Consider the following 25014-nt stretch of genomic DNA (forward strand, 5'->3'; position numbering starts at 1 on the left):
GAACCGTCCACACTCGATCTCGTCACCGCGGGACGCGGCGCGCGGATGCGGCGCCGAGGTCTCGTCATGGGCGTGCTCGGAGCGCTCATCGTCGCCGTGTTCCTCGTCTCCCTCATGGTCGGGAACACGCTCTACACACCGGTGGACGTCGTCCGCGTCATCCTCGGCGAAGACGTCGCCGGCGCGGGCTTCACCGTCGGTCGGCTCCGCCTCCCCCGAGCCGTCCTCGCGGTCCTCGCCGGCGCCTCCTTCGGTCTCGCGGGGGTCACCTTCCAGACGATGCTCCGGAACCCGCTCGCGAGTCCCGACATCATCGGGATCAGCGCCGGATCGAGCGCCGCGGCGGCGTTCGCCATCGTCACCCTCTCGCTCGGCGCGACCGCGGTCTCCGTCTTCGCGATCGTCGTGGGCCTGGCCGTCGCCGTCCTCGTCTACCTGCTGTCGTACCGCAGCGGGGTGGCGGGCACGCGCCTCATCCTCATCGGGATCGGCATCGCGGCCATGCTCGACAGCGTCACCGCCTACATCCTGTCCCGTGCCGCCCAGTGGGACCTCCAGGAGGCGACCCGCTGGCTGACCGGGAGCCTCAACGGCACCAACTGGGCCCAGGTCTGGCCGGTCGTCGCGGCCCTGTTCGTGCTCGGACCGGTCCTCCTCGGCCAGTCGAGGAACCTCGCCGCGACCCAGCTGGGCGACGACACCGCCGCCGCCCTGGGGGTCCGGGTGGACCGCACGCGGTTGATCGTCATCGTGGCCGCCGTCGGCCTGATCGCGTTCGCGACCGCCGCCTCCGGTCCGATCGCGTTCGTCGCGTTCCTGTCCGGCCCCATCGCGTCCCGCATCGTCGGTCGCGGCGGCTCGATGCTCGTCCCCGCCGCCCTGGTCGGCGCGCTCCTCGTGCTGGTCGCCGACCTGGCCGGACAGTACCTGCTCGGTACCCGCTACCCGGTCGGCGTCGTGACCGGCGTCCTCGGCGCCCCGTTCCTCATCTGGCTCATCATCCGCACGAACCGCTCCGGAGGCTCGCTGTGACGCGGCCCCGCGGCGCTCCGACCCCCGTCTCGACTCCGCGCCCGGGAGGCACCCCGTGACCACCGATCATCAGCTCCTCGTCGAGCGACTCACCCTCGGATACGGCGATCGCACCGTCATCGAGCACCTGGACCTCGTCGTCCCACCGGGCAAGGTGACGGCGATCGTCGGGGCCAACGCCTGTGGGAAGTCCACCCTGCTCCGGTCGATGTCGCGTCTGCTCGCCCCGCGCGGTGGACGGGTCGTCCTCGACGGCAAGGAGGTCCACCGGACGCCGGCCAAGCAGCTCGCACGCACGCTCGGCCTCCTCCCGCAGTCGCCGATCGCGCCGGAGGGCATCACCGTCGCCGACCTCGTCGGTCGTGGCAGGCACCCGCACCAGGGCATCCTCTCGCGGTGGAGCACGGAGGACGACGTCGCCGTCGCCGCGGCGCTCGACGCCACCGAGACGAGCGAGCTCGCCGACCGGCATGTGGACGAACTGTCCGGCGGGCAACGCCAGCGGGTGTGGATCGCGATGGCACTCGCCCAGCAGACGGACCTGCTCCTCCTCGACGAACCGACCACCTTCCTCGACGTCAGCCATCAGGTCGAGGTGCTCGACCTCCTCACCGACCTCAACCGCTCCCGCGGCACCACGATCGTGATGGTGCTCCACGACCTCAACCTCGCCGCACGGTACGCCGACCACCTCATCGCCCTCGCCGGCGGGCGACTCCACGCGGCCGGCACGCCACATGAGGTGCTGACGGAAGCGACCGTCCGCGCCGTGTTCGGTCTCCAGAACCAGGTGATCACCGACCCCACCTCCGGGAAACCGCTCATGCTGCCCATCGGCCGACACCACGTCACCGTCGGGCCTGGTGCTGACGCCGACCGCGTCTAGGCTGGGCGCATGGGTGAGGACGAGCGCAGGAGACGGGCGGCCGAGCAGGAGGCGCGTGCGCTCCGTGCGCTCGAGGCGATCAGGAACGGTGGCGATCTGAGCAAGGAGACGCTCGACCTGTCGAACGAGTACTCCGATTCCCTGGGCACCCGCGTCGCAGCATGGTTCCGCGGGGCGAGGCGCCGGAAGGACTGACCCGGGTCAGTGCGCCGCGTCCGGGTGCACCGGGTGGTGGCTCGTGATCGAGACGCGGTTGAAGGCGTTGATGACGATCGCCAACCACCGGACCGCGGCGATCTGACCGTTCGTGAGCGTCGACAGGTCGTCGTCCGGCAGTCGCCGGCGGTGTTGCACGTCCGCGATGAGGGTGACGTCCTCGGTGATCGCGAGCGCCGCCTGTTCGACCGGGCTGAAGTAGGTGGTGTCCCGCCAGGCGGACAGGATCGCCAGGCGTTCGGTGGTCTCGCCGAGCGCGATCGCGTCGGCCACGTGGATGCGCAGGCAGTAGGCGCACCCGTTGATCTGGGAGGCGCGGATCCGGACGAGCTCGATGAGGCGCTTGTCGATGCCGGCGGCGAGCGCGGCGCGGCCGGCTGCACGACCGGTCTCGACGAGCGCCTGGTAGACCTCGGGTGATTCCTTGTCGAGCCAGACGTCGGCGCTCATGGGGTTCCTCTCCTCGCTCGGCGGGCGCGGTTCCGCAGCCCCTCGGTCCAACGCTAACGCGCACGACGGGAGGGACGTCACCGTGACGGGATGTCGTGGCGGGTGACGGCGACGACCCCGAGCTCCTCGTACGGCTCGAGGACGATCCGGCGGGACCCGCAGGAAGCGCACCGGAGGTAGCGGAGGCGGCCTTCCGAGGTGGTGTGCGCCGACTCGGTCGTCCAGGTGTGCGGGTGTGCATCGGACAGCTCGGTGGTCGGAGCGGACGGCTGTGGTGGTGCGTCGAGGATGGTCATGCGTCAACCATGATGTAATGGCGTTATGCATCTCAACCCTTACGGATCGTACGCGGTCCTGCTCGCCGCGTCACTCGCGAACGCTTGGCCCGACGACCGGGACGGCATCGTCGATCGCACCCGCGAGCATGGGATGACGATGCCGTTCACCGAAGCGGTCGACGACCATCGGCGGGTGCGCGCCGTCGTCGACGAGTGGCTGATGGTCGTGGACGCGACGGACGACCAGGCCAGGGCGGCGGCGCTCAACCGGCAGATGGCCTCAGCGGCCGCGTTCCCGCGGCTGACCGACCATGATGGTGAAGGCTGGCATCTCCACTACCGTGACGAGCATCAGACCCTGCCGGCGGTGCTCGCCGCCGTGATCAGCGTCGGGACGGCCCTGCACCTGACCACCCGGGGCATGCAGCGTCTCAGCCGCTGTGCCGCCGGTTCGGAACCGGGCGACACCTGTCGGAACGTCGTCGTCGACGTCACCCGCAACGGTCGGCAGCGGTACTGCTCGGTGCGGTGCGCCAACCGCTCGGGTGTGCGTCGGCACCGGGCGCGCGGAGGAGGCTCAGCCCGCTGAACGGGGGTCCGGCAGCAGGAACCAGACGCTCGCTCCCCCGAGCCCGGACTCGTCGATCTCGATCCGGCCACCGTGCGCCTCGACGATCCGCCGACAGGTCGAGAGGCCGATGCCGAGGCCGGCGACCTCACTCCCCGCCGCACGTTCCATGAGATCGAAGACGCGTTCGCGCTGCTCCGGCGCGACACCGGGACCGTTGTCCTCGACCGCGACCAGCACCCCGGCGGAGACCCGTTCGGCCTGCACGAGCACGTGCGGGACGGCCCCGTCCGCCGCACTGAACTTCACCGCGTTCGCGACCAGGTTCTGCAGCAGCGCGCGCAGCAGCGTCTCGTCGCCATGCACCGGCAGCGGCGTGTCGACGACGACGGTCGCACCGGTCGCGACGATGACCGCATCGAGGTCTTCGATCACCGAGGAGACGAGCGGCTCGAGGTCGATCGTCTCGCGCCGCGGACGGGCGCCACCGATCCGGGCGAAGTCCAGCAGGTCGGTGATCATCGCCGCCATCCGGTCGGCGGCGGACTCGGCCCGGGCGAGCGCCTTCGCCGCGTGCGGTGCGTTCGCCATCTCGGGGCTGTCGGTCGCGAGTTCGAGGAACCCGGAGACCGCCATGAGCGGGTTGCGCAGGTCGTGGCTCACCTGTCCGGCGAACTGCGCGAGCTGCTCGTTCGATTGGCCGAGCTCATGCGTGAGGCGGAGCAGCTCGAGGACGTCGACGACCTGCCGGGCGAGCAGGTCCAGCGCCCGGCCGTGCTCCGGGGCGAGCTCGCGCACCCGGTCGTCGAAGATGCACAGGGTCCCGATGGGCACCCCGTCCGGCGTGACGAGTGGACTCGAGGCGTAGAAGCGGACGTTCGCGACCTCGCCGGTGACGAAGGGGTTCGACGCGAACCGCTCGTCCTCGCGGGCGTCGGGGACCATCGTGCGGGACTGCTGCTGGAACACGACCGCGCACATCGAGTCCTCACGCGAGCAACTCGCGGGCTCGAGCCCCACCGCGGCGACCTGGTGCTGGAAGCGGTCGTCGATGATGTTGATGACGGCCTTCGGCACGTCGCACATCGTCGCCGCCAATTGGACCAGGCTCTCGAGATCGGTCTCGGGCGGGCGGCCGACGATCTGGTACTCGGCGATCGCGGCACGCCTCGTGATGTCCTCTGCGGTGATCACGCGTGCCCTCTCGTCGTCGGAATCCGGAACGAGTCAATGCTACCCATCCAGGGGACACCCGATCCCCCAGGTGTCGGGGATCTCGCGGGCCGTTCGGGTCGACCACCCGCGCATCAGCGCAGCTGGAGCCGCTGCCACGCGAGCTCGGCGAGGACCGTGGCCTGGAGGCCCAGGACGCTGTCGTCGAAGACGGCCCGTTCCGAGTGGAGCGCTGGAGACCCACCCTCGGGTGCCGCACCGACGAAGACGAGCGTTCCCGGGACCTCGTCGAGCACGTAGGCGAAGTCCTCGGACGCCATCGACGGGGCCTCCTGCCGGACCACCCGGTCGGGTCCGACGAGCGCGTCGAGGGCGCCGAGCACGAACCGTGTCTCGGCGGGGTCGTTGACGGTGACCGGGTAGGACTCGATGAACGTCGACTCCAGGGTGCAGCCGTGCGCGTCCGAGATGGCCCGCAGCAGCTCAGGCAGCTGCTCACGCACCGTCGTGAGCGTGGCCTTCGACAGCGTGCGGATGTTCGCCTCGAGGCTGACCGCCGACGCCAGGACGTTGCTCGCCTCCGAGTCACTGCCGAGGCGGGTGATGGAGATGACGGCCTGATCGGTGGCCGGCAACCGACGCGCCGCGAAGGTCTGCACGGCCAGGATGAGGTGCGCGGCCACCGGCACCGGGTCGACGGCGAGATGCGGGAACGCCGCGTGACCGCCCGTCCCACGGACGGTGACGCGCAGCGCGTTGGCGCTCGCCATCATCGCGCCCTCCCGGGTGACGAGGTCGCCGCGGCGGGTGCTGGGGTCGACGTGGAGCGCGTAGGCGGCGACGGGTCGCTCCCCCGCGACGTCGAGGAGTCCCGCCTCGAGCATGACCCTGGCGCCAGCCTGCCCCTCCTCACCGGGCTGGAACATGAACACCACGGTGCCGGCGAGCCGGTCGCGACGGGCCACGAGGAGGCGGACCGCACCGAGGAGGCCGGCCATGTGCAGATCGTGACCGCAGGCGTGCATCGCCCCCGACGTCGCGGCGAACGGGAGCCCGGTCGCCTCGGTGACGGGCAGCCCGTCCATGTCGGCTCGGAGGAGGACGGTCGGCCCGGGGAGGTCGCCGCGCAGGACCGCGACCACGGAGGAGATGCCGTCCCCGGTCGTGATCTCGAGCCCGAGGTCGGCCAGCTCGCGCAGGATGATCAGCCGGGTCGCCGGCAGGTCCAGCCCGACCTCGACGGCCTGATGCAGTTCGCGCCGGACGGCCACGAGCTCCTCGAGCAGTGTGGTCGCATCCTCCTGGAACGTCGTCATGTCCGGTCCTCCTCGTCCTCCGGCGGACGCCGGTACACCTGCTCACCGTCGATCCACGTCTCGGCGACCCGCACGGCGGCGATCTCGTCCGTGGGCACGCTGAAGACGTCACGGTCGAGGACGGCGAAGCTGCCGTCGTATCCGGGAGCGATCCGGCCGACGCCCTCGAGGGGCGAGAGCAGCGCGGCCCGTCCGGTGTACAGCAGCAGTGCTTGGGCGACGCTGATCGCCTCGGCCGGGACGAAGTCTGCGCCGTTGTAGGCCTGGCGTCGGACCGCGGCCTCCACGCTCAGCATGACGTCGTCCGCGCCACTCCACGCGGTCGCGGGACGGTCCGAAGACAGCGCGAGCGGTTCGATCGTGCGGTACAGCCGCGCGATCGGGTAGGCGTCCGGCATCTGTTCGGCGCGCAGGGCCAGCTCGTACCCGTCGTACTCGGCGAAGAAGAAGACGGTGTGGGTGGCGATCCCGAACGTCATCCGAGCGGACCGGAGTCGTTCGGCGTAGGGCTCGCTGATGATGGTGGCGTGCTCGATCCGGACCGACGGGATCCCGTCGAGCCAGGGTTCCTCGTGTTCGAAGAGGCTCGCGACGCGATCGAGGGCGCGGTCACCCATGGCGTGCACGGCGAGCTGGACGCCGTTGCGGCGAGCCCAGGCGCCTGCGGCGAGGACGTCCTCGTCGTCGACGAGGCGGAGTCCGTGGTCGCAGGATTCCGGGTACGGTTCGGCGACCCAGGCCGTGCGGTTCGAGTAGGCCCCGTCGAGGACGACCTTGACCCCGCCGATGCGGATCCGACCCTCGCGGTCGTCCTCGGTCAGCTCGGCGAGCGGCGCGGACGGATCCCACCCCGGGTAGAGGGCGACCCGGGTGCGCAGGCCCTGATCGGCGGCGCTCCGGAAGGCGTCGAGGGGGTCGTGCAGCCGGTTCGACAGCAGGTCGCACACCGCCACGATCCCGCGGGACGCCAGTTCCTCGCCGATCGCCACCAACGATGCGAGCTGTTCCTCGCGCTCCGGGACCGGGATGAACCGCGAGACGGCCTCGACCGCGGCGATCTCGGTGAGGACGCCGTTCGGTTCGCCGGCCGGTCCACGTTCGAAGCGCGCGCCGGGCGGGTCGGGCGTCGTGGCCGTGATGCCCGCGAGTCTGAGCGCCGCGCTGTTGCAGACGGCGGAGTGGGCGTCGCAACGCCAGACGAGGACGGGCCGCTCGGTGGACACGGCGTCGAGGTCCGCCGCCGTCGGCATGCGTCCCTCGGGGAACTTCGTGTCGTCGAAGCCGCGACCGAGGACCCAGGCGCTCGCTGAGGTCAGGGTCGCCGCGTGCTCGCGGAGGCGGTCGACGAGGCCGGTGATCGACACCACGGACGGCGGGAAGCACTCGGCTGCCACGGCGGTGGCGGCCATGAGCGCCGGATGGGTGTGGCTGTCGATGAGGCCGGGCAGCACCGTCCGCCCGCCGAGGTCGACGGCAGGCTCGCCCGCGACGTCCGCCGCATCGCCCACCCAGTCGAAGCGTCCGTCGACGATGCGGAACGCCGAGGCGAACCCCGTCTCGTCGGTGCCGGTGAAGACCCGCGCGTTGCTGAACAGCTGCGACCCGCGCATCAGATGGCCCTCCACGTGAAGCGGCCGCCGAGCAGGGTCGCGGACACCGGCATCGACCGCAACCGCTCGGGGTCGGTGCTGAGCGGGTCGAGGTCGGTGATGACGAGGTCGGCGGGTTGTCCGACCGCGATCGACGTCCGCACGCTCGCCGCGAGGGCGACGTCCATCGGGAGCCGTTGTTCGGGGTGCCAGGCGTCGCGGCCGTCGCGACTCCTGGTCGTCGCGGCGGCGATCGCCTGCCACGGGTCCAGCGGCGAGACCGGGGCGTCGGATCCGAGCCGGAGCCCGACCCCGGCACGGTGCAGCGATCCGAAGGCGAAGGCGCGACCCGTGCGGCCGCTCCAGTGGCGATCGGCGACGTCGCGGTCGTCCATCGCATGCTCGGGTTGCACGCTCGCGATGAGTCCGAGCTCGGCGAACCGGGCGAAGTCCTCCTCGCGCACGAGCTGCGCGTGTTCGACGACCCCGCGCATCCCCAGCGCTTCGAAGGTGTCGAGGACCTCGGTGTTGGCACGGTCGCCGATGGCGTGCACGGCAGCCTCGATCCCGGCGCCCCTCGCACGCTCCAACAGCCGGCGCAGCTCGTCGATCGAGACGCTCTCGACGCCGCAGGCGTGCGCGCTCGACGGATCGACACCCGGGTACGGGTCCCAGCACCAGGCGGTCCGCGTGTTGAGGGAACCGTCGACGACGACCTTCAGGCGGCCCATGGTGAGGAGACCGGCCGGGTCGATCGGGTCCCCGGTGCGGAGCCCTGCAGCGATGACGGATTCGAGGCGGTCCGGCCAGGCGGCGGCCTCGATCCGCAGGCTCGTCGCCCCGCCGGCGATGCGCTCCGACCACTCGCCGAGGTTGTCGGTGTTCTCGAATTCGACGACGCCGACGACACCGCGTCGCGCTGCGTCCTCGGCGGCGTCGCGATAGGCGTGGACGGCGAGCCCCGAGTGCTGGTCGATCCGTTGCAGTGCGTCGATCCACGGTGCTTCGGCGACGACACCGCTCGCGTCGAGCTCCAGGCCGAGCCGGTGCGCGGCCCGGGTGTTCATCCACGCGCAGTGCAGGTCGCCGCTGACGAGGATCACGGGGAGGTCCGACTCGGTGGCCTCCAACGCGGCGAGCGTCGCCGGCTGCGCCCACAGGCCGTCTCGGAAGCCGTACCCCATGAGGAATCCGTCGGTGAGCGGTGCACCGGTTTCGACCGCGCGACGGACGGCTGCCAGGACGTCGGCGGCGCTCGCGGTCTCCGTCAGGTCGATCCGACGCCGCTGGATCACCCACTGGGTCAGGTGGACGTGGGCGTCCCACAGGCCCGGCCCGATGCTGCGGCCGGCGACGTCGACGACCTCCCCGGCGGTCTCGAGGGTCCCTGCCGGGCCGATTCCGGCGATGCGACCGTCGCGGATCACGAGGTCGACGGGATCCTGGCCGTACGGCCGCGCGTTCAGCAGCGTCAGCGCCGCGTCCGTCACGATGCCGCCACCCCGCCGTCGGTGGTCGCCGCGGCGGCTCCGGTGCCGATGCCGTGGATCGCGCCCATCCGTGCCGCCAGCGCCGGGTTCCGATACGGTCCCGGCTCGCCGAGGGCCGCGATCACGCGCTCCACGACCTCGGCCGGCTTGTCCTGACTCATCTTCTCCTTGGCCTCGAACCGGGTCACGCGCATGCGGAAGCCGACGGTGCCGTGGACGATCCGGGCTGCGTACTCGCTGTTCGCGATCGTCCCGTTCATCAGGTACGGCTCGGGCAGGACCCGCTCGAAGTGGGCCACGAGGCGGTCGAGCACCCGCAGGTTCTCCTCGTCGGACAACAGCTCGGGCACACCGTACAGGTGGGCGACCGCGAAGTTCCAGGTGGGCACCGCCGGCGTCGTGTCGTACCAACTCGGCGACACGTACCCCTGTGGGCCGGAGACGATCACCATCGCCTCATGCTGTCCGAGCTCGTGCAGCCGCTCGTCCGGACGCCCGACGTGACTGAGGAGGACGATCCCGTCCTCGTCCTCGTCGAGCAGCATCGGGTAGTGCGAGGAGACGAGACCCCGACCCGGCACGTGACTGACCACCGTGGCCCAGGGGTGTTCACGCACGAGGGCGCGCACCGCCTCGACGTCGTCGAGCACGTACTCGTCGGTGTGCCTCATCTGCTTCCTCCAGTGGCGTTCGGGGTGTCGACCGATGACGCTGCGGCCGCGAAGGCCGTCGCCACGCTCGACGGGGCTCCGACGCCCCGGACGCGCGACAGCCAGGCGGTCGTCGCGGCGAGGGCCTCGAGGTCGAGACCGGTCTCGATGCCGAGACCGTGGAGCATCCACACGAGGTCCTCCGTGGCGAGGTTACCGGTGGCACCCTTCGCGTACGGGCACCGACCCAGGCCACCGACCGACGAGTCGAACTCCGCGACCCCGAGCGAGAGCGCCGCATACACGTTCGCGAGCCCCTGACCGTAGGTGTCGTGGAGGTGCAACGCGACCGCCTCGACCGGGATCCCGGCGTCGAGCACGTCCCGGACCATCCGCGTCGTGAGCCCCGGGGTCCCCACACCGATCGTGTCGCTGATCGCGACCGTCGAACATCCGGCACGGTGCAGCCGGACGACCGCGTCGACGACCGTCGCCGGATCCACGGCACCCTCCCATGGATCGCCGAACGCCATCGACACGTAGCCGCGGACCGGGACGTCGGCGACGGTCGCCGCCGCCACGACCTCCTCGGCCCGTTCGATGGCGCCCTCGCGCGAGGTGTTGAGGTTCGCCCGCGCGAAGGACTCCGAGGCGCTGACGACCACCGACACCGCACGGATGCCCGCGTCCAACGCACGATGCAGGCCTCGCAGGTTCGGCACCAGGGCGACGGCACGGGCCCCCGACGGCACCTCGAGCCCCGCGACGAGTCGTTCCGCATCCGCGAACTGCGGGATCCAGGTGGCCGGCACGAAACTCGTCACCTCGAGATCGCGCGACCCCGCCTCGTACAGGCGCCGACACAGCTCCGCCTTCACCGCGGTGGGCAGGATGTCCGTCTCGGCCTGCAACCCGTCACGCGGCGCCACCTCGTACACGCGCACACGCGTCGGCAGCCCGTCGACCGGCTCCACCCGTGGCCGTGGGAGCCCGCTCATGCGGTTCCGGCCCGGAGCTCGTCGAGGACCTCGCGCGCGTACTCGACCCGGATCCGACGGTCGGCGACGATCCGTGCCGCCACCGCGCCGATCTCGTCCACCGTCGCGCCGGCGCTCGCCGCGATCGTCCTCGCGTGCAGGGTCATGTGGCCGCGCTGGATACCCTCCGCGGCGAGCGCACGACAGGCGGCCAGGTTCTGGGCGAGGCCGACGGAGGCGATGACGGCCGCCAGTTCCCTGGCCGTCTCGACGCCGAGGAGGGTGACGCCCGCCTGCGCGGTCGGGTGCGCCTTCGTGGCTCCCCCGACGAGCCCGACGGCCAGCGGGACCTCGATCGTGCCGACGAGGTTCCCGTCGGCGTCCTGTTCGAACTGCGACAGCGCCGAGTACCGGCCGGACCGCGCGGCGTGGGAGTGGCAGCCCGCCTCGACCGCGCGGGTGTCGTTGCCGGTGGCGAGGACGACGGCGGTGATGCCGTTCATGATGCCCTTGTTGTGCGTGGCCGCCCGGTACGGGTCGGCTTCGGCGAAGGCGCTCGCGGCGACGATGTCTGCGACCACCTGTGGTCCGCCGAGGAGTTCGGCGTCGAACACGGCCCTGGCGCGGGTGATGCGCTGGTCTGCCTTGTTCGTGAGGATCCGCAGGAGGGTGCGCGAGCCGGCGATCTCGGCGAGACGCGGTGCGATCGCCTCCGCCATGGTGTTGACGGCGTTCGCGCCCATGGCGTCACGGACGTCGACGTGGAGGTGGACGATGACCTGGGTGCCCACCCGCGTCGGCAGGACCCGGACCTCGATGTCCCTGGCACCCCCGCCGAAGGAGACGAGGATCGGGTCCAGCTCGTTCGCGAGGGCGAGCAGCTCCTCGCGCGCCTCCAGGACCCGGAGTCGTGCGGCGTGCGGGTCGACCGCGTCGAGGATCTGGATCTGCGCGATCATCACGTCGCCCGACGACGAGGTGCGGAACCCGCCGTGCACGCGCGCGATCCGGGCTGCGTTGGAGGCCGCGGCGACGACGCTGGGTTCCTCCGTCGCCATGGGGACGAGGCGATCCTCGCCGTCGACGGTGAAGTTGGTGGCGACACCCACCGGGATGGCGATGACGCCGACGACGTTCTCGACCAGGTGGTCGGCTTGGGCGATCGACAGCCCGGCGTCGGGATGCAGGGCGGCGAGCGCCTCGACCGGCACGCCGGCACCCTCGGCGACGAGCTCGAGTCGCTCGTCGGTGGTGTGGTCGCGCAGCCCCTGGATTCGGCTGTTTCTCGGCATGGCTCGCCCTTCGGTACAGGCAGACACCGGGTCCTCGGCGCTGCGGTCATGATGACCCTACGAGCGGGGATCATCGACGACGATGGGTGGATGACTCAGTGGATCTGCGATCGTGTGGGTGGATGACACACGCCCCTCGACGGACGATCACCTTAGACTCCTGAGGGACCAGTCAGGAGACCCGATGCGAGAGCCTGCCGACGCGCGAACGGCCACCGGTTTCGATCACGCCGATGCCGATCCCCAGCAGGAACTGATCCGGCTGCGACGCCGCGAACACGAGTTGTCCGCCCTGTTCTCCAGTGCCCGCGAACTCGCCGAGCTCCGCGACAGTGATGCCGTGCTCGCCCGGCTCGTCCAGCGTGCCCACGAGATGATGGGCGTCGACCTCGCCTACCTGTCCGAGTTCGACCCCGTCACCCACGAGCTGCGGGTCCGTGAGACGAGCGGCTCCGTCAGCGCCTCGTTCCAGACCCTCCGCGTGCCACCGGGTCGTGGGCTCGCGAGCGTCGTCGTCGAATCACGGACGGCGCAGTGGGTCGCCGAGTACTCCGACTACACGACCGATCGACACGAACGCGGGATCGACGACGCCGTCGCCGCGGAAGGGCTCGTGTCGCTGCTCGGTGTGCCCATGCTCACGAGCGACGACGTGCTCGGGGTGCTCTTCGTCGGCAACCGCGACCGGAAGGACTTCTCCGCCGAGGAGGTCGCACTCCTCTCGGCGCTCGCCGACCACGCCTCGGTGATCCTGCAGACGACGCAGACCCTGCGCGATCTGCAGGACTCGGAGGACGCCAGCCGCCGGACCCTCGCCGACCTCACGGCGCATCTCGTCGAGCGCGACCGCGCGAACACCGTCCACCAGGAACTCGTGCAGGCGGTCCTCGCCGGGGGCGGGTTCGCACCGGTCGCCGAGACGCTCGCCACCGCACTCGGCCGGGCCGTCGCCGTGACGGACGCGCAGGACCGCGTGATCGCCGCCGCCGGCCTGCCGCTCTCGGCCGGCATGCTCGACCTCGACGACGACGCCCGAGCGGCCATCGCCGAGAGCCGGCGTTCCGGGCACTGCGTCACGGTCGCGAGTGGCGGTGTCGGGGCGATTGCCGCCCTGTCGGCCGGGACCCGGCACTTCGGTGCGCTGATCCTCGGCGACGGGGCGTTCGACCTCGGCGCCGTCGACATCCGCACCGTCGAGCGCGCCGCCCAGGTCGCGGCGCTCCTCGAACTCCAACAGGAGGCCGCGTCCGGCGCCGACCACCGGATCCGCAGCGAACTCATCGCCGACCTCCTCGACGACGTGCCCGAACGACGGACCGACGTCGAGCGACGCGCGCGTCGCCTCGGGATCGACCTGCAGGCACTGGACTCCCTACTGCTGCTCGCGGTCCCGGGCGATCAACAGACCGCGGCCGCCCGCGCGCTCAGCCGCCAACTGGACGACCACGCCCTCGTGGGCGAATACCGCGGGTACGTCGTCGCGGCGCACGCCTCCGACCGTCGGCCCCTCGATGCCGAGGCGCTCCGCCGACACATCGCGTCGGGCCTCCAGCATCCGGTGGTCGCCGTCGTCCCCCGTGCGGCTCCCGGTGCCCTCGCCTCCTCGTTCACGACCGCGATGCGCACCGCCAGGCTCATCGCGGCGCTCGAACTCACGGACCTCACCGCATCGACCGACGACTTCCTGCCCTACTCCGCGATCTTCGACACCGATGCGCGGGCCCTGGCCGACTTCCTACGTGACACCATCGGACTCGTCCGGCGGTACGACGCGGAGCGGAACGCGGACCTGCTGGGCACCTTGCGCGCGTTCGTGCGGAACAACGCGAGCCCGACGAGGACCGCGCGGGCCCTCAACTTCCACACGAACACGATCCTGCAGCGACTCGACCGCCTGGACCAGGTGCTCGGAGCGTCCTGGCGCGAGGACGAGCGCATGTTCCGGCTCGGCATCGCCGTCCGCCTCGACGAGCTCCGGGAGCAGTTGCAGGCCGGACGGTAGCCGAGGTCGCCGGTTCAGCGGTCCGCGTCCGTGGAGAAGGCCTCCTCGCCGGATTGCGGGAACGGGTTCCCCGTCGGCGGGCCGAAGACGAGGATCATCTCGGCGACGGCGTCGGACTCGTTGCGGACACCGTGGACGAGCCCGGCCGGCGCGTAGAACGCGTCGCCGGATCGCAACCGCCTCCGATGCTCGCCCGAGATCACGACGAGTTCACCGGCGGTGACGACGTACAGTTCGTCGGAACTGTTCGGCGAACAGCTCGCGTCGTCACCCTCCAGGTGGAGATGCTCACCCTCGGCCGCTCCCGGTTCGAGGCGGTACCGCATGACCGACGACGGCAGGGCCGTGGTCTGCTGGAAGTACCACTCCAGATCGATCCGGCCGGGGCCCTCGTACAGCGCCACCTCATGGGCGTTGTCGCCGAGTCGTTGCACGCGCATCGGGTTCCTCCTGCTGGTCGTCGATCGGTGGTGGGGTCAGGTCCGGTAGAGGACGGGCATCGACTCGAGGAGTTCGCGCGTGTAGGCGTCCCGCGGCCTCGTCATGACCTGCTCCCCCGTGCCCTCCTCGACGACGCGGCCGTTGCGCATCACCGCCACCCGATGCGCGACGTGGTGGACGACCGCGAGGTTGTGGGTGATGAAGAGGTAGGTGACGCCGGTCTCCTCCTGGAGTCGGACGAGCAGGTTGAGGACCTGGGCCTGGACGGAGACGTCGAGGGCGGAGGTCGGCTCGTCCAGGACGACGAACTCCGGCTTCGCCGCCATGGCCCGGGCGATCGCGATGCGTTGCCGTTGTCCGCCGGAGAACTCGTGCGGGAACCGACCGGCGGCGTCTCCGGGCAGTCCGACCTGATGGAGCGACTCGACGACCCGTGCCCGACGCCCGGCCGCACCCATGCCCGCCGCCACGAGCGGTTCGGCGATGGACCGCGCCACGGTGAACCGAGGGTCGAGGGAGTCGTTGGGGTCCTGGAACACCATCTGCACCCGTCGACGGTGCGTGCGCAACGCGGACCCGCGGAGCCGCGAGACGTCCTCGCCGTCGAACTCGACACGGCCCGAACCGGGGCGGCGCATGAGCAGGATCGCGCGAGCGAGCGTGCTCTTCCCGGAGCCGGACTCGCCGACGAGGCCGAGGGTCTCGCCGCGACGCACCTCGAGGGACACGTCGTCGAGGGCGAGCGTGGCGTGCTCGCCGTGGCCGAACCGCTGCGTGACGCCGTCGACGCGGAGCAGGGTGTCGTTCATCGGACCTCCTCCAGGACCGCCGGGGCGTCGGCGAAGTCGTTGTCGGCGGGGATGACCGCCAGTGGTGACCGGACCGGGACCGACGGCCGCGGGATGCTCTCGAGGAGCGCCTTCGTGTACGGATGCCGTGGGTCGGCGAGGACCCGCTCGGCGCGGCCGGTCTCGACGATCCGACCGCGGTACATGACGGCGACCCGTTCGCAGAGCTGTCCGACGACTCCGAGATCGTGGCTGATGAAGAGCACGCCCATGCCGGTCTCATCGCGCAGGGTCCGCAGCAGCTCGAGGATCTGCGCCTGCACCGTCACGTCGAGGGCGGTCGTCGGCTCGTCGGCGACGAGGAGGGTCGGTCCGGCGGCCACCGCGATGGCGATCACGACTCGCTGGCGTTGACCGCCGGACAGTTGGTGGGGGTAGTAGCCGAGCCGACGTTCCGCGTCGGGCATCCGGACGAGGTGGAGGATCTCCAACGCCCGTGCCCTGGCCGTCCGTTTGTCGGCGACCCCGTGGATCCGGAGGACCTCGGCGATCTGCGCACCGATCCGCATACACGGGTTGAGGGCCGACATGGGTTCCTGGAACACCATCGAGGCGCGCGAACCGCGGAGCGCCGACCAGTCGCGTTCCGTGGCGCCCTGCATGTCGGTCCCCGCGACGTCGAGACGGGAGGCGGTCACCGTCGCCGAGTCCGGCAGCAGCCCCATCATCGCGAGGGCGATGCTGGACTTGCCACTCCCGGACTCGCCGATCACGCCGACGATCTCCCCCGGGCCGACCCGCAGGGTCACGTCCTGCACCGATGGCGCAGCGCCGCCGTAGGCGATGCTCAGCCCCTCCACGTGGAGGGCGTCGACGTCTCGATCCATGAGGCAGACCAGCTTTCGCTCGGGTGGTGCGGGAGGGGTGGGCGACGGGCGACGGACTACTGGCTCAGCCAGGCCTCGTCGAGCCGGTACCGGGAGTAGTACGCGTCGCTCTGGTAGTCGTGCAGCTTCGCGCTGTCCCAGACCTCGAAGTAGACGGGGACAGCGACCGGCACGATCTCCAGCACCTGCTCGGCCGCCTCTTCCGCCAGCTGGTCGACGAGCTTCGCGTACTCAGCCGGGTCCGAAGCGCTCTTCGCCTGCTGGAACAGTTCTCGTGCGGCGTCCGCCTCCGGGTTGCCCTCCCAGTGGTTGTACACGCCGCCGTCGACGAGGACGGGGTCGTAGTAGAACAGGGACGCGGCGCGGGGGCTGCCCGGAATGGCGACGAGGTCCGTCCAGCTCTCGCCGGTCGTGAAGACCGGAGCGATCTCCGACAGCGGCTTCGCGTCGAGCTTCAGGGTGATCCCCGCTTCGGCGAGCTGCTGCTGCATCATCTCGTAGACGGGGTGGTGCGACTGCGCGATGTCGCCCATGTAGCTGAGCGTGATGGTCGGGTTCGGCTGGCCGGCGTCGGCGAGGAGCTGCTTCGCCTGGTCGACGTCGCGCTCGTAGTAGGGCAGGCCCGCCGGGTCGAGGGCACCGGGGTCACCGGCCGGGGGCACGAACGAGAGCGCGGCGTAGCCGAGCATCGCCGTGTCGACGAGCGCCTGGCGGTCGAGGGACAGTGCGACGGCACGACGGACGTCGATGTCGGCGAGCGGCCCGGTCTCCGGGTTGATGTAGATGGCGAGGTTCTGACGGTAGGAGGCCTCACCGAGGGTGAATCCCGCCTGGACGGCCTGATCGGCGAGGCTGCCGTCGATGAAGTACGCGGCCTGGATGCTCCCCTGCTGCAGCGCGGCGAGGCGCGCGGACTCGTCGGGGATGAAGTCGAAGACGATCTCGCCCAGGTACGGCTTCGTGTCCTGCCAGGCGTTCTCGTTCTTCTCCATCGTGACGCTGACACCGTCGCTCCAGTCGGTCACCTGGAACGCGCCGGTCCCGAAGGTCGTCCGCTGCCGCTCGTCGGGCGTCGCAGCCCCGTACCCCTCCTCGCTCACGATGAAGAACGTCTGGCGGGCGGACACGGCGTCCAGGAACGTGCCGTCCGGTGCGCTGAATCGGAACGTGACCTGGGCGTCGCCGGTCTTCTCGATGCTCGAGACGTTCGCGAGGTACGTGCTCGCGGAGGTGGTCGCCTCCTTCATCAGATTGAAGGAATACACGACGTCGTCGGCGCTGAACGCACTGCCGTCGGCGAAGGTGACGTCGTCGCGCAGATCGAACACCCAGGTGAGCTCGTCCGGCTGGGACCACTCGGTGGCGAGGGCGGGGACGACCTCACCGTCGTCGTCCTTCGCGAGGAGCGTGTCGTAGGCGACCGCGTTGATGACCTCGGCGGCGATCGCACTGGCGGCCATCGGGTCGAGACCGCCCGCGGACGGTTCGGCCGGGACGCCCCAGTGGAGGGTGCCGCCGGCGACGGGGTCGCCGCCCGTGTCGCCGGCGGGACCGGCCGGCGCACAGCCGCTGAGCGCGAGGGACGCCGCCACGATGGCGACCGTCCCCGCGAGGATGCGAGTCTTCATTGCTGCCTCTTCTCTGGAGCGTCGTCCGTGGACGCCGCGTCGATGGTGGTGCTGGATGACGTACCGTGCTGTGCTGCCGCGGCTGCCCGTCGCCGGCGTGGGCGACCGAGCGAGAAGGCGGGTTCCCGTCTCGGCGCGAAGTAGTCCTGCAGCCCGTCGGCGAGGAGGTTCCACGCCGCCGACAGCAGGATGATCACGAGGGAGGGGAGGATGATCAGCAGCGGCTGCACCTGCATGAACCGCGTGAACTCGCTGATCATGCGACCGGCCGATGGCTCGGGGGCCTGGACGCCCTGCCCGAGGTAGCTGAGGGCGGCCTCGATGAGGACCACCTGTGAGGCGACGGAGGCGAACTGCACGAACAGCGGCGTCAGCACGTTGGGCAACAGGTGTTCGGCGATCACCCGGTGTCCACGCACGCCGCTCAGCGTCGCCGCGAGGACGAAGTCCCGTTCGCGCAGGGCGATGACCGGGGCCCGCATGACGCGGGCGAAGCCCGGAGCGAAGACGAGACCCAGCGCGATGATGAGCGGCCAGGGCCCGGTGCCGATGACGACCCCGACCACGAGGGCGACGAGGATCGCCGGCAGGGCGAGCGCCGCGTCCACGATCCGCATGATGATCGCGTCGACCCAGCCGCCGAGGTACCCGGCCACGAGCCCCAGGGCCGTCCCGATGACGGCGCCGAGCAGCGCGGCGGCCCCCGAGATGAGCAGGCTGGTCCGCGCGGCGAGCGCCAGCCGGGTGAGGTTGTCGCGGCCGAGGTTGTCGGTGCCGAGGAGGTGGTCGAGGCTCGGCCCGGCGAGTGCCGGCCCGGACGCCGCGAACGGGTCGTGTGGCGGTGCGAGGGTCATCCAGGCGGCGAGCAGGAGGATGCCGACGAGGATGATGGATCCGCTCCAGAAGGCGGGGCCGAACCGGTTGCGGCGTCGGCGTCTGCCGGCGACCGTTGCGAGCGCGATGGCGCGGGTGACCGTCATGACGTGTGGACCCTCACTCGTGGGTCGATCAGCGGGTAGATGAGATCGACGATGAAGTTGATGAGGACGTAGACCGCGCCGATGAGCAGGACGGTCGCCTGGATGATCGGGTAGTCCGACGAGCGGATGCCGGTGAGGAGGAGCGAGCCCATCCCCGGGAGCGCGAACACGGTCTCGATGACGACCGTCCCGCCGACGAGCGCGGCGAGCTCGATCCCGATGACGGTCGTGACGGGGATGAGCGCGTTGCGCAGCGCATGTCGGCCGACCAGTCGGGACGGCGACGCCCCCTTGGCCCTGGCGGTCCGGACGAAGTCCTGGCCGAGCGTGTCGAGCAGGGTGCCGCGGGTGTACCGGGCGACGATCGCCGCCAGCACGAGCCCGATGAGCAGGGCGGGCAGGACGAGCACCCCCACGAGGCGTAACGGATCGCCGCTCGCGCCGGCCGTGCCGACGAGCGGGAGTCGCAGGGTGAGCGAGTTCACGAGGATGAGGACGGTTCCGAGGACGAACGGCGGGGTCGCGAGGAGCACGAAGGACAGCCCGCGGACGGTGTTGTCCGGTACCCGACGCCAGCGGGTCGCGGCGAGCACCCCGGCCGGGATGCCGAGCACCGTCCCGAACAGCGTCGCCATGACGGCGAGGGTGAGGCTGAGTGGGAGGCGCTGGGCGATGAGGTTGGAGACCTCGTTCGGGACGGTGATGGCCCGGCCGAAGTCCCCCTGCAGCACGCCGAGCAGCCAGACGAGGTACTGGGTCAACCAGGGCCGGTCGAGGCCGAGTTCGGTGCGGAGGGCGTCGAGCGCCGCGGGGTCGGGGTTCGAGGGGTCCGCGAACGCCGACAGCGGGTCGCCCGGGATGACCCGCACCATCGAGAACACGAGGACGGAGAGGACGAACAGGACGAACAGCGACGACAGGATCCGTGAGACGAGGTATCGCGCCATGGGGATCAGCTCGCGGAGGTCGGCATCGGTGAGACGCGGTCGGCACGGCGTGCCTGCGACGGGCGGAAGCTCGAGACGTCGTCGCTCGTCTCACCGTCGAGGGCGAGCTCCGCGAGGATCCGGCCGAACGCGGGGGTGAACTTGAATCCGTGTCCGGCGGCGAGGGCGACGATGACGTCGGGATGCTCGTCGAGCGGGCCGAGGACGAAGTTCCGGTCGGGGGTGAGCGCGTACTGACAGGTCACGGTGCGGAGTTCGGGTCCGGACGCTGGCACGAGGTCCGCCATGAAGTCGGCCAGTTGTCCGGTGAGCTCCGGCGACGGCACGAAGGTGCGCTCGGCCGGCGACATACGGTTCTCCGAGACGTCACGGGCGGCCTTCACGGTCGGTTCGCCGAAGGTCGGGAACCCGTAGTAGCACTCCTCGTCCTCCCAGATCCACACCGGGAACCGCTCGCGGTCGAGCAGCTCGGCGTCCGATGGGCGGAAGTAGGTGACCTGCTCCTGCATGACGTCGAGCGGGATCGCCGCGCCGAGGGGTTCGAGGAGTTCGTTCGCCCAGGCGTCGGCGGCGAGGACGACCTTGCCGGCGCGGACGGTGCCGGCCGAGGTCTGCACGACGACGCCCTGTCCGTCCGGAAGGAGGGCGTCGACCCGCGTGCGGTCGCGGATGTCGGCGCCGAGCGCCCGAGCTCGGAGCTGGAGCGTGGCCACGGTGCGGGCCGCATGGGCGATACCGGTGTCCGCGGTGTACACCGTCTCGACGTTCTCCGGGATCCGGAACTGCGGCCACCGTTCCTGCACCTCGGCGGGCGTCAGGAGTTCGTGCGGCACACCGCACTCCTCGAGCGCCGCGGTGAAGTCGGAGGCGGAGTAGGGTCCGTCGACCGGGAGGAAGATGACGCCACCGGTGATGGTGAGCAGCCGTTCGCCCGACTCCTGCTCCAGGTCCGCCCAGTCACGGTAGGCCGACTGCGCGAGCCGCACGTACTGGGGTGCGCCGTACGACGTCCGGACGATCCGCGAGGTGTCGTGGGAGGCACCGCGAACGTGTCCGAGCTCGAACTGTTCGAAGGCGACGACCTTCGCACCCCGCCTGGCGAGGTGGTAGGCGGCCGCACTGCCGAGGGCTCCCATGCCGACAACCGCGACGTCGAATGATTCCATCCGTGGTGCTCCCTCATGCTTGCCCGTTCGATTCAGGCAAGTGTGGTGGAGCAGGGAAATGCGTCCTATGGATCTTCGACCCATGTTTGCGGGCTGACGATGTGTCGGAACGGCCGGCCGGCGGACCCGATCCGACCCGAAGGGCTCAGCTCGTCGGATGGGCCTCACGCAGGGAGCGTCGGAGGCGTTCGAGTCGGGCGGCCGCCTGCACCCGGAACCGGAACTCGCTGTCGTCCCAGTCGCCGACGAGGAGGGACCGGATGCGATCGAGCCGCTGCTGCACGGTGTTCGGGTGGATCCGGAGTCGTTTCGACACGGCGTGCCGGCTCTCTCCGCCGTCGAAGTAGCAGGCCAGGGTGTCGAAGAGCGCGGTCCCACGACGTTCGTCCCACCCGAGCACCGGCCCGAGGAGCTCGTCGACGAAGCGGATCACCGAGGTCGGCTCCCCGGAGGAGAGTGCGTGATATGGCGCGAGACCGGCTGAGGGGACCGTGGTGGCCTCGATGCCGAGCGGTCGCAGGAACCGCAGATCGGCGGCGGCTCGCTCGACCGCGGGCCCGAGGTCCGCCCGGCCGAGCAGCCCGGTACAGACCACCGCGGTGAGCGCCGGCTCGTGCAGCCGGTCGGCCAGCAGCCGCCGGACCCGCTCGGTGGCCTCGATCGCATCGTCGACCGCCCAGGCGATGATCACCCGATGGTCGCGTCGGGCGACGACGCCGTCATCGCCGACGGCACCGGCGGCGACGAACGCCGCATCGGCGACGTCCCGCTCCAACACGTCGATCACGGCGCACGCCCCGAGCGTCAGCGCGAGCAGAGCGGGCTCGACGTCCGCTGACAGCTCCGAGGCACCGCCGTCGACGACGGCCAGGAGCCAGTGCGCACGACGCTCGGCGCGCAGGGCGACCACGGCGTCGCGTTTGAAGGAGACCAGGGCGGCGACCTGGGCGGCCCGTTCCAGGGTGCGTCGGACGACCCGGTCGGCGGGATCGGGTCCGTCCTCCGCGAGGATGGACCCGAGCACCCGGTCGGCGCCCACGATCGCCACGACGAGCCACGCGCGATCCCGAGCCTCGACCGCTTCGGCGTGCCCGCTCACCTGACTCCGGGCGACCGCGTCGCGGAGCACGGTGCGGCTCGGCAGCTCCCCCGTGCCGTCGAGCAGTCGTGCCTGGTCGTCGAGCACCCACACCCGCCGACCGATCCGGCGCGACACGGTGGCGACGAGGTCCACGACGGTCCCGCCCGACATCGCCGCCGAGGTGAGCTCCTCGTGGATACCGCTCGCCAGCTCCGTGGCGGCGAGGTGTCGCTCCAGTTCGCGATACGCCTCCTCGGCGCGCACGACGGCCGCAGCGCGTTCGGCGAGCGCCCGTGCGGTGTGCAGGACCGCCGCGGCGTGGTCGGCGAACGCGGAGAGCAGGAGGACGTCGTCCGGGGTGTAGTCGTAGCCGAAGCGGTTGCACGCGAACAACGCACCGAGCACCTCGTCACCGACCGCGAGCGGGACGCCGAGGAACGACACGAGTCCTTCGGCCCGGACGGCGGCATCGATGCGGTCGTCGTGCCCGGCCTCGGTCATCGTCTCGTACCGTGCGACCCAGGCGGGTTCCCGCGTGCCGGCGACCAGGCTGGCGAGTCCCACCCCGGCGGGCACCGCGAGGTCCCGGAACCCCGGGGTCACCGTGCCGACGGAGTGCCGGACGCGGAGGTCACCCCTGGTGTTCTCGACCTCGGAGAGGTACGTGACGTCGGTGCCCATGAGCTGATGGGCCCGTTCCACGAGACGGCCGAGGACCTCGTCGACGTCCTGGAGGCGGACCAGCTCGCGAGCGGTGGAGAAGAGCGCCTCGAGCTCGCTCGCCCGACGGCGCTGCCGTGCACCCCGTAACTGTGCTTCGCGGACGGACTCGACCACGGCCTCGGCGTCGGCCCCGTCGAGTCCCGCCCGGCTGAGGAGGTCCTCGACGCCGGCGCCCGGGCGTCCCGGCTCCGCGCGGGAGGCGGCGAGGAGGTCGAGCGCGAACGTCGCGGTCGCCGAGGAGGGCTCGACGTCCGCGCGGACGTCGTCGGAAGCGGTCGGGGGACGCATGAGGCCTCCATCAGCGTGGGGCGGACCGCGTCCACCTCGAGCAGGGTGGCCTCAGTCTAGGACGCCCGTGAGGGGAAGACCGGTGGCGTGCGCGCGGCGAACGCCGCCAGGCCGGCCCGTGCGTCGTCGCTCGTGAACGCGGCTTGTCCGAGCACCGCCTCACGGTGGAAGGCCTCCTCCAGCGGCAACGCGGACAGCTCCCGCACCGCGCGTTTGACCGTGGCGAGCGCGGTACCGCTCCGCGCGAGGAGCTCGTCCGCGAGGCGGTGCGCGGTGTCCGTCAGCTCGGCGGCCGGGACCACCTGGTTGACGATGCCGTACCGGGCGGCCGTCGCAGCGTCGATCCGCCCGCCGCGCAACATGAGGTCCATGGCGAAGGCGTACGGGATCTGGCGCACCAACCGGCTGAGGGTGCCTCCTGCAGGCACCACACCGATCCCCGTCTCGGGCAGCGCGAACGTCGCGTGGTCGGCGGTGACACGGATGTCGGTGGACAGCAGGATCTCGAACCCGCCTCCGAGGCAGAGGCCGTTGACCGCCCCGATGACCGGTTTGTCGAGGGTGGTGTGCTTCTGGTGGGCGGCGTCCCACTCGCTGATGTCGAATCGCCCCTCGGCCAGCGCGGGGATCGACTCCCCGAGGTCGGCGCCGACGCAGAACGCCCGCTCCCCCGCCCCCGTCAGGATCGCGACGCCGATCCGGGGATCGTCGCGGACCTCGGCGAACGCGGCGCCGAGCTGGTCGTACATCGCGAGGGTCAGCGCGTTGAGCTTGTCCGGGCGATCGATGGTGATGACGGCCGTCGCTCCGGAGCGGTCGAGGCGGACGCCGTCCATCAGATGGTCCCGGCGGAGCGGAGCTCGTCGATGGCGGCTTGATCGTAGTCGAGCAGCTCCCGGAGGACCGCGACCGTGTGGGCCCCGGTCGCCGGCGCCCGGCCGGTCGTCCGCGGTGGGGTTCCCTGCAGCTTGACGGGGGAACCGAACGTCCGGAGCGGGCCGAAGCCCGGGTAGGCGGTCTCGACGACCATGTCCCTGGCGACGATCTGCGGGTCGGCGACCACCTCGCCGATGTCCTTGACGGCACTGAGCGGGACGAGGTCCCCGGCGAGCGCCTCCAGCTCCGCCTTCGTGCGATCCGCGAACCAGCGCTCGACGATCGGACGGACCGCCCGCTCATAGACCTCCTCGTCGAACCGGTCCGCCATCGCCTGGAGGTCCGGATGGGCCTCGTACTCGTCCGGACCGCCGAACAGCTCGCAGGACAGCTTCCAGAACTTGTCGGTGTACCCGCCGAAGAAGACGAAACCGTCCCGGCAGGGGAACGCCTCGTACGGGCGCACGAACGGGTGGGCGTTGCCGAGCGGGGTCGGTACCGTGCCCTCGGTCGTATACGCCACGACGGCGTTCTCGGTCAGGGTGAGCACCGAGTCCTGCTGCGAGATGTCGACGAGCTGCCCGTCCCCGGTGCTCTCGGCGTGCCGGAGTGCCGCGAGGACGCCGATGGTGCCGTAGAGACTGGCCGCGAGGTCGCCGATGATCGTGCCGACCCGTGTCGGTGGGCCACCGGCCGGCCCGTTCATCGACCAGAGACCTCCGGTCGCCTGGGCGCTGTTGTCGTAGGCCGGTCGACCACGGGACGGTCCGGTCTGGCCGTATCCGCTGAGCGCGGCGTAGACGAGGCGCGGGTTGATCTCGCGGAGCCGCTCGTACCCGAGCCCGAGTCGGTCCATCGTGCCCGGTCGGAAGTTCTCGACGAGGACGTCGGCCCTGGCCACCAGATGTTCGAGGAGCGCGGCGCCGGACGGGTGCCGGAGGTTGGCCGTGACGCCGAGCTTGTTGCGGTTGTACTGCGCGAAGAACCCGCTGAGCGCCGGGTCCTCGACCGGCTGCCCGTCGGCGTCGTCCGCAGCCGGCAGCAACGGCGGGAAGGTGCGGGTGTAGTCGGGTTCGTCCGGGTGTTCGACCTTGATCACCGTGGCTCCGAGGTCCGCGAGGACCATCGAGCAGTACGGGCCGGCGACGACCCGGGTCACGTCGACCACGACGACCCCGGCGAGCGAGCCGCGTTCCGTGTCGAACCCGCCGAGGTCGGCGAGCCGGACACGCAGATCCTCGTCGATCATCGGGTGCCACCCGACGTCGGGACGGTGGTCTGTGGTCGCCT

Annotated in this window: 24 protein-coding genes; 5 read left to right on the forward strand and 19 right to left on the reverse strand. The window is 71.1% G+C overall.

What is annotated here, in order from left to right:
• Positions 1–45 precede the first annotated feature (45 nt).
• Genes QRN26_RS18230 through QRN26_RS18240 form a run of 3 tightly spaced genes read left to right on the forward strand, consistent with a single transcriptional unit; the run spans position 46 to position 2113 of the window.
• Entirely contained in the window at positions 46–1032 is a 987-nt protein-coding gene (locus QRN26_RS18230; protein ID WP_285037851.1) for a FecCD family ABC transporter permease, read from the forward strand.
• Positions 1033–1087: 55 nt separating this feature from the next.
• The gene (locus QRN26_RS18235; RefSeq protein ID WP_056005274.1) at positions 1088–1918 is read left to right on the forward strand and encodes an ABC transporter ATP-binding protein; all 831 of its coding nucleotides are present in this window, start codon (positions 1088–1090) and stop codon (positions 1916–1918) included.
• Positions 1919–1927: 9 nt separating this feature from the next.
• Positions 1928–2113 (forward strand): hypothetical protein, encoded by a 186-nt coding sequence (locus tag QRN26_RS18240; protein ID WP_056777229.1) that lies wholly within the window; start codon positions 1928–1930, stop codon positions 2111–2113.
• Between the two features lie 6 nt (positions 2114–2119).
• On the opposite strand, the gene QRN26_RS18245 is transcribed toward QRN26_RS18240, so the two are convergent.
• Positions 2120–2584, reverse strand: coding sequence for a carboxymuconolactone decarboxylase family protein (locus tag QRN26_RS18245; RefSeq protein ID WP_056005268.1), 465 nt, complete (start codon positions 2582–2584; stop codon positions 2120–2122).
• Positions 2585–2661: 77 nt separating this feature from the next.
• Positions 2662–2880, reverse strand: coding sequence for a hypothetical protein (locus QRN26_RS18250; RefSeq protein ID WP_285037813.1), 219 nt, complete (start codon positions 2878–2880; stop codon positions 2662–2664).
• A gap of 25 nt (positions 2881–2905) precedes the next feature.
• Here QRN26_RS18250 and QRN26_RS18255 point away from each other — a divergent pair, with 25 nt between their 5' ends.
• The gene (locus QRN26_RS18255) at positions 2906–3451 is read left to right on the forward strand and encodes a CGNR zinc finger domain-containing protein (RefSeq protein ID WP_285037814.1); all 546 of its coding nucleotides are present in this window, start codon (positions 2906–2908) and stop codon (positions 3449–3451) included.
• On the opposite strand, the gene QRN26_RS18260 is transcribed toward QRN26_RS18255, so the two are convergent.
• From QRN26_RS18260 to QRN26_RS18290, 7 genes are all read right to left on the reverse strand, one after another.
• Positions 3440–4624, reverse strand: coding sequence for a sensor histidine kinase (locus QRN26_RS18260; RefSeq protein WP_285037815.1), 1185 nt, complete (start codon positions 4622–4624; stop codon positions 3440–3442). The genes QRN26_RS18255 and QRN26_RS18260 overlap by 12 nt on opposite strands.
• 113 nt (positions 4625–4737) lie before the next feature.
• Positions 4738–5919 (reverse strand): M20 metallopeptidase family protein, encoded by a 1182-nt coding sequence (locus tag QRN26_RS18265; RefSeq protein WP_285037816.1) that lies wholly within the window; start codon positions 5917–5919, stop codon positions 4738–4740.
• Positions 5916–7529, reverse strand: coding sequence for an amidohydrolase (locus QRN26_RS18270; RefSeq protein WP_285037817.1), 1614 nt, complete (start codon positions 7527–7529; stop codon positions 5916–5918). Before QRN26_RS18270 ends, QRN26_RS18265 begins: the two co-directional genes overlap by 4 nt.
• Positions 7529–8998 carry an amidohydrolase gene (locus QRN26_RS18275; RefSeq protein WP_285037818.1) on the reverse strand — a complete coding sequence of 490 codons (1470 nt, stop codon included), beginning with the start codon at positions 8996–8998 and terminating at the stop codon, positions 7529–7531. The genes QRN26_RS18270 and QRN26_RS18275 overlap by 1 nt, the downstream gene beginning before the upstream one ends.
• Entirely contained in the window at positions 8995–9669 is a 675-nt protein-coding gene (locus tag QRN26_RS18280; RefSeq protein ID WP_082455708.1) for an FMN-binding negative transcriptional regulator, read from the reverse strand. The genes QRN26_RS18275 and QRN26_RS18280 overlap by 4 nt, the downstream gene beginning before the upstream one ends.
• The gene (locus QRN26_RS18285; protein WP_285037819.1) at positions 9666–10646 is read right to left on the reverse strand and encodes a hydroxymethylglutaryl-CoA lyase; all 981 of its coding nucleotides are present in this window, start codon (positions 10644–10646) and stop codon (positions 9666–9668) included. Before QRN26_RS18285 ends, QRN26_RS18280 begins: the two co-directional genes overlap by 4 nt.
• Entirely contained in the window at positions 10643–11917 is a 1275-nt protein-coding gene (locus tag QRN26_RS18290) for a hydroxymethylglutaryl-CoA reductase, degradative (RefSeq protein WP_285037820.1), read from the reverse strand. The genes QRN26_RS18285 and QRN26_RS18290 overlap by 4 nt, the downstream gene beginning before the upstream one ends.
• Positions 11918–12101: 184 nt before the next feature.
• On the opposite strand from QRN26_RS18290, the gene QRN26_RS18295 reads away from it, so the two are divergent.
• Entirely contained in the window at positions 12102–13919 is a 1818-nt protein-coding gene (locus tag QRN26_RS18295) for a helix-turn-helix domain-containing protein (protein WP_285037821.1), read from the forward strand.
• Between the two features lie 14 nt (positions 13920–13933).
• On the opposite strand, the gene QRN26_RS18300 is transcribed toward QRN26_RS18295, so the two are convergent.
• The 10 genes from QRN26_RS18300 to QRN26_RS18345 all read right to left on the reverse strand — a co-directional run bounded on the left by QRN26_RS18300 (position 13934) and on the right by QRN26_RS18345 (position 24973).
• Positions 13934–14359 carry a cupin domain-containing protein gene (locus QRN26_RS18300; RefSeq protein WP_285037822.1) on the reverse strand — a complete coding sequence of 142 codons (426 nt, stop codon included), beginning with the start codon at positions 14357–14359 and terminating at the stop codon, positions 13934–13936.
• 36 nt (positions 14360–14395) lie between these two features.
• Positions 14396–15169 carry an ATP-binding cassette domain-containing protein gene (locus QRN26_RS18305; protein ID WP_285037823.1) on the reverse strand — a complete coding sequence of 258 codons (774 nt, stop codon included), beginning with the start codon at positions 15167–15169 and terminating at the stop codon, positions 14396–14398.
• On the reverse strand, positions 15166–16035 hold the full coding sequence (locus QRN26_RS18310) for an ABC transporter ATP-binding protein (RefSeq protein WP_285037824.1): 870 nt from the start codon (positions 16033–16035) through the stop codon (positions 15166–15168). The genes QRN26_RS18305 and QRN26_RS18310 overlap by 4 nt, the downstream gene beginning before the upstream one ends.
• A 56-nt stretch (positions 16036–16091) precedes the next feature.
• Entirely contained in the window at positions 16092–17663 is a 1572-nt protein-coding gene (locus QRN26_RS18315; protein ID WP_285037825.1) for an ABC transporter substrate-binding protein, read from the reverse strand.
• Positions 17660–18643: an ABC transporter permease gene (locus QRN26_RS18320; RefSeq protein WP_056005226.1), complete on the reverse strand. Its 984-nt coding sequence runs from the start codon at positions 18641–18643 to the stop codon at positions 17660–17662. The genes QRN26_RS18315 and QRN26_RS18320 overlap by 4 nt, the downstream gene beginning before the upstream one ends.
• Positions 18640–19590, reverse strand: coding sequence for an ABC transporter permease (locus QRN26_RS18325; protein WP_285037826.1), 951 nt, complete (start codon positions 19588–19590; stop codon positions 18640–18642). The genes QRN26_RS18320 and QRN26_RS18325 overlap by 4 nt, the downstream gene beginning before the upstream one ends.
• A gap of 5 nt (positions 19591–19595) precedes the next feature.
• On the reverse strand, positions 19596–20756 hold the full coding sequence (solA, locus tag QRN26_RS18330; RefSeq protein WP_285037827.1) for an N-methyl-L-tryptophan oxidase: 1161 nt from the start codon (positions 20754–20756) through the stop codon (positions 19596–19598).
• Positions 20757–20901: 145 nt separating this feature from the next.
• A complete protein-coding gene (locus tag QRN26_RS18335) occupies positions 20902–22848 on the reverse strand; it encodes a helix-turn-helix domain-containing protein (RefSeq protein WP_285037828.1) in 1947 nt (648 codons plus the stop codon).
• Between the two features lie 56 nt (positions 22849–22904).
• Positions 22905–23684, reverse strand: a complete 780-nt coding sequence (locus QRN26_RS18340; RefSeq protein ID WP_285037829.1) for an enoyl-CoA hydratase/isomerase family protein — start codon at positions 23682–23684, stop codon at positions 22905–22907.
• Complete coding sequence (locus tag QRN26_RS18345; RefSeq protein WP_285037830.1) at positions 23684–24973, reverse strand: CaiB/BaiF CoA transferase family protein; 1290 nt, start codon at positions 24971–24973, stop codon at positions 23684–23686. The genes QRN26_RS18340 and QRN26_RS18345 overlap by 1 nt, the downstream gene beginning before the upstream one ends.
• Positions 24974–25014: the final 41 nt, after the last annotated feature.

The organism is Plantibacter sp. ME-Dv--P-095, from assembly GCF_030209365.1.
In the GTDB taxonomy this organism is placed as follows: Bacteria; Actinomycetota; Actinomycetes; order Actinomycetales; family Microbacteriaceae; genus Plantibacter.

Coding starts and splice junctions, on each gene's coding strand:
- QRN26_RS18335 (WP_285037828.1), bottom strand. CDS start 22,848: ATGCGTCCCCCGACCGCTTCCGACGACGTCCGCGCGGACGTCGAGCCC.
- QRN26_RS18285 (WP_285037819.1), bottom strand. CDS start 10,646: ATGAGCGGGCTCCCACGGCCACGGGTGGAGCCGGTCGACGGGCTGCCG.
- QRN26_RS18290 (WP_285037820.1), bottom strand. CDS start 11,917: ATGCCGAGAAACAGCCGAATCCAGGGGCTGCGCGACCACACCACCGAC.
- QRN26_RS18295 (WP_285037821.1), top strand. CDS start 12,102: ATGCGAGAGCCTGCCGACGCGCGAACGGCCACCGGTTTCGATCACGCC.
- QRN26_RS18270 (WP_285037817.1), bottom strand. CDS start 7,529: ATGCGCGGGTCGCAGCTGTTCAGCAACGCGCGGGTCTTCACCGGCACC.
- QRN26_RS18320 (WP_056005226.1), bottom strand. CDS start 18,643: ATGACGGTCACCCGCGCCATCGCGCTCGCAACGGTCGCCGGCAGACGC.
- QRN26_RS18310 (WP_285037824.1), bottom strand. CDS start 16,035: ATGGATCGAGACGTCGACGCCCTCCACGTGGAGGGGCTGAGCATCGCC.
- QRN26_RS18240 (WP_056777229.1), top strand. CDS start 1,928: ATGGGTGAGGACGAGCGCAGGAGACGGGCGGCCGAGCAGGAGGCGCGT.
- QRN26_RS18305 (WP_285037823.1), bottom strand. CDS start 15,169: ATGAACGACACCCTGCTCCGCGTCGACGGCGTCACGCAGCGGTTCGGC.
- QRN26_RS18300 (WP_285037822.1), bottom strand. CDS start 14,359: ATGCGCGTGCAACGACTCGGCGACAACGCCCATGAGGTGGCGCTGTAC.
- QRN26_RS18315 (WP_285037825.1), bottom strand. CDS start 17,663: ATGAAGACTCGCATCCTCGCGGGGACGGTCGCCATCGTGGCGGCGTCC.
- QRN26_RS18250 (WP_285037813.1), bottom strand. CDS start 2,880: ATGACCATCCTCGACGCACCACCACAGCCGTCCGCTCCGACCACCGAG.
- QRN26_RS18245 (WP_056005268.1), bottom strand. CDS start 2,584: ATGAGCGCCGACGTCTGGCTCGACAAGGAATCACCCGAGGTCTACCAG.
- QRN26_RS18340 (WP_285037829.1), bottom strand. CDS start 23,684: ATGGACGGCGTCCGCCTCGACCGCTCCGGAGCGACGGCCGTCATCACC.
- QRN26_RS18280 (WP_082455708.1), bottom strand. CDS start 9,669: ATGAGGCACACCGACGAGTACGTGCTCGACGACGTCGAGGCGGTGCGC.
- QRN26_RS18345 (WP_285037830.1), bottom strand. CDS start 24,973: ATGATCGACGAGGATCTGCGTGTCCGGCTCGCCGACCTCGGCGGGTTC.
- QRN26_RS18265 (WP_285037816.1), bottom strand. CDS start 5,919: ATGACGACGTTCCAGGAGGATGCGACCACACTGCTCGAGGAGCTCGTG.
- QRN26_RS18325 (WP_285037826.1), bottom strand. CDS start 19,590: ATGGCGCGATACCTCGTCTCACGGATCCTGTCGTCGCTGTTCGTCCTG.
- solA (WP_285037827.1), bottom strand. CDS start 20,756: ATGGAATCATTCGACGTCGCGGTTGTCGGCATGGGAGCCCTCGGCAGT.
- QRN26_RS18255 (WP_285037814.1), top strand. CDS start 2,906: ATGCATCTCAACCCTTACGGATCGTACGCGGTCCTGCTCGCCGCGTCA.
- QRN26_RS18230 (WP_285037851.1), top strand. CDS start 46: ATGCGGCGCCGAGGTCTCGTCATGGGCGTGCTCGGAGCGCTCATCGTC.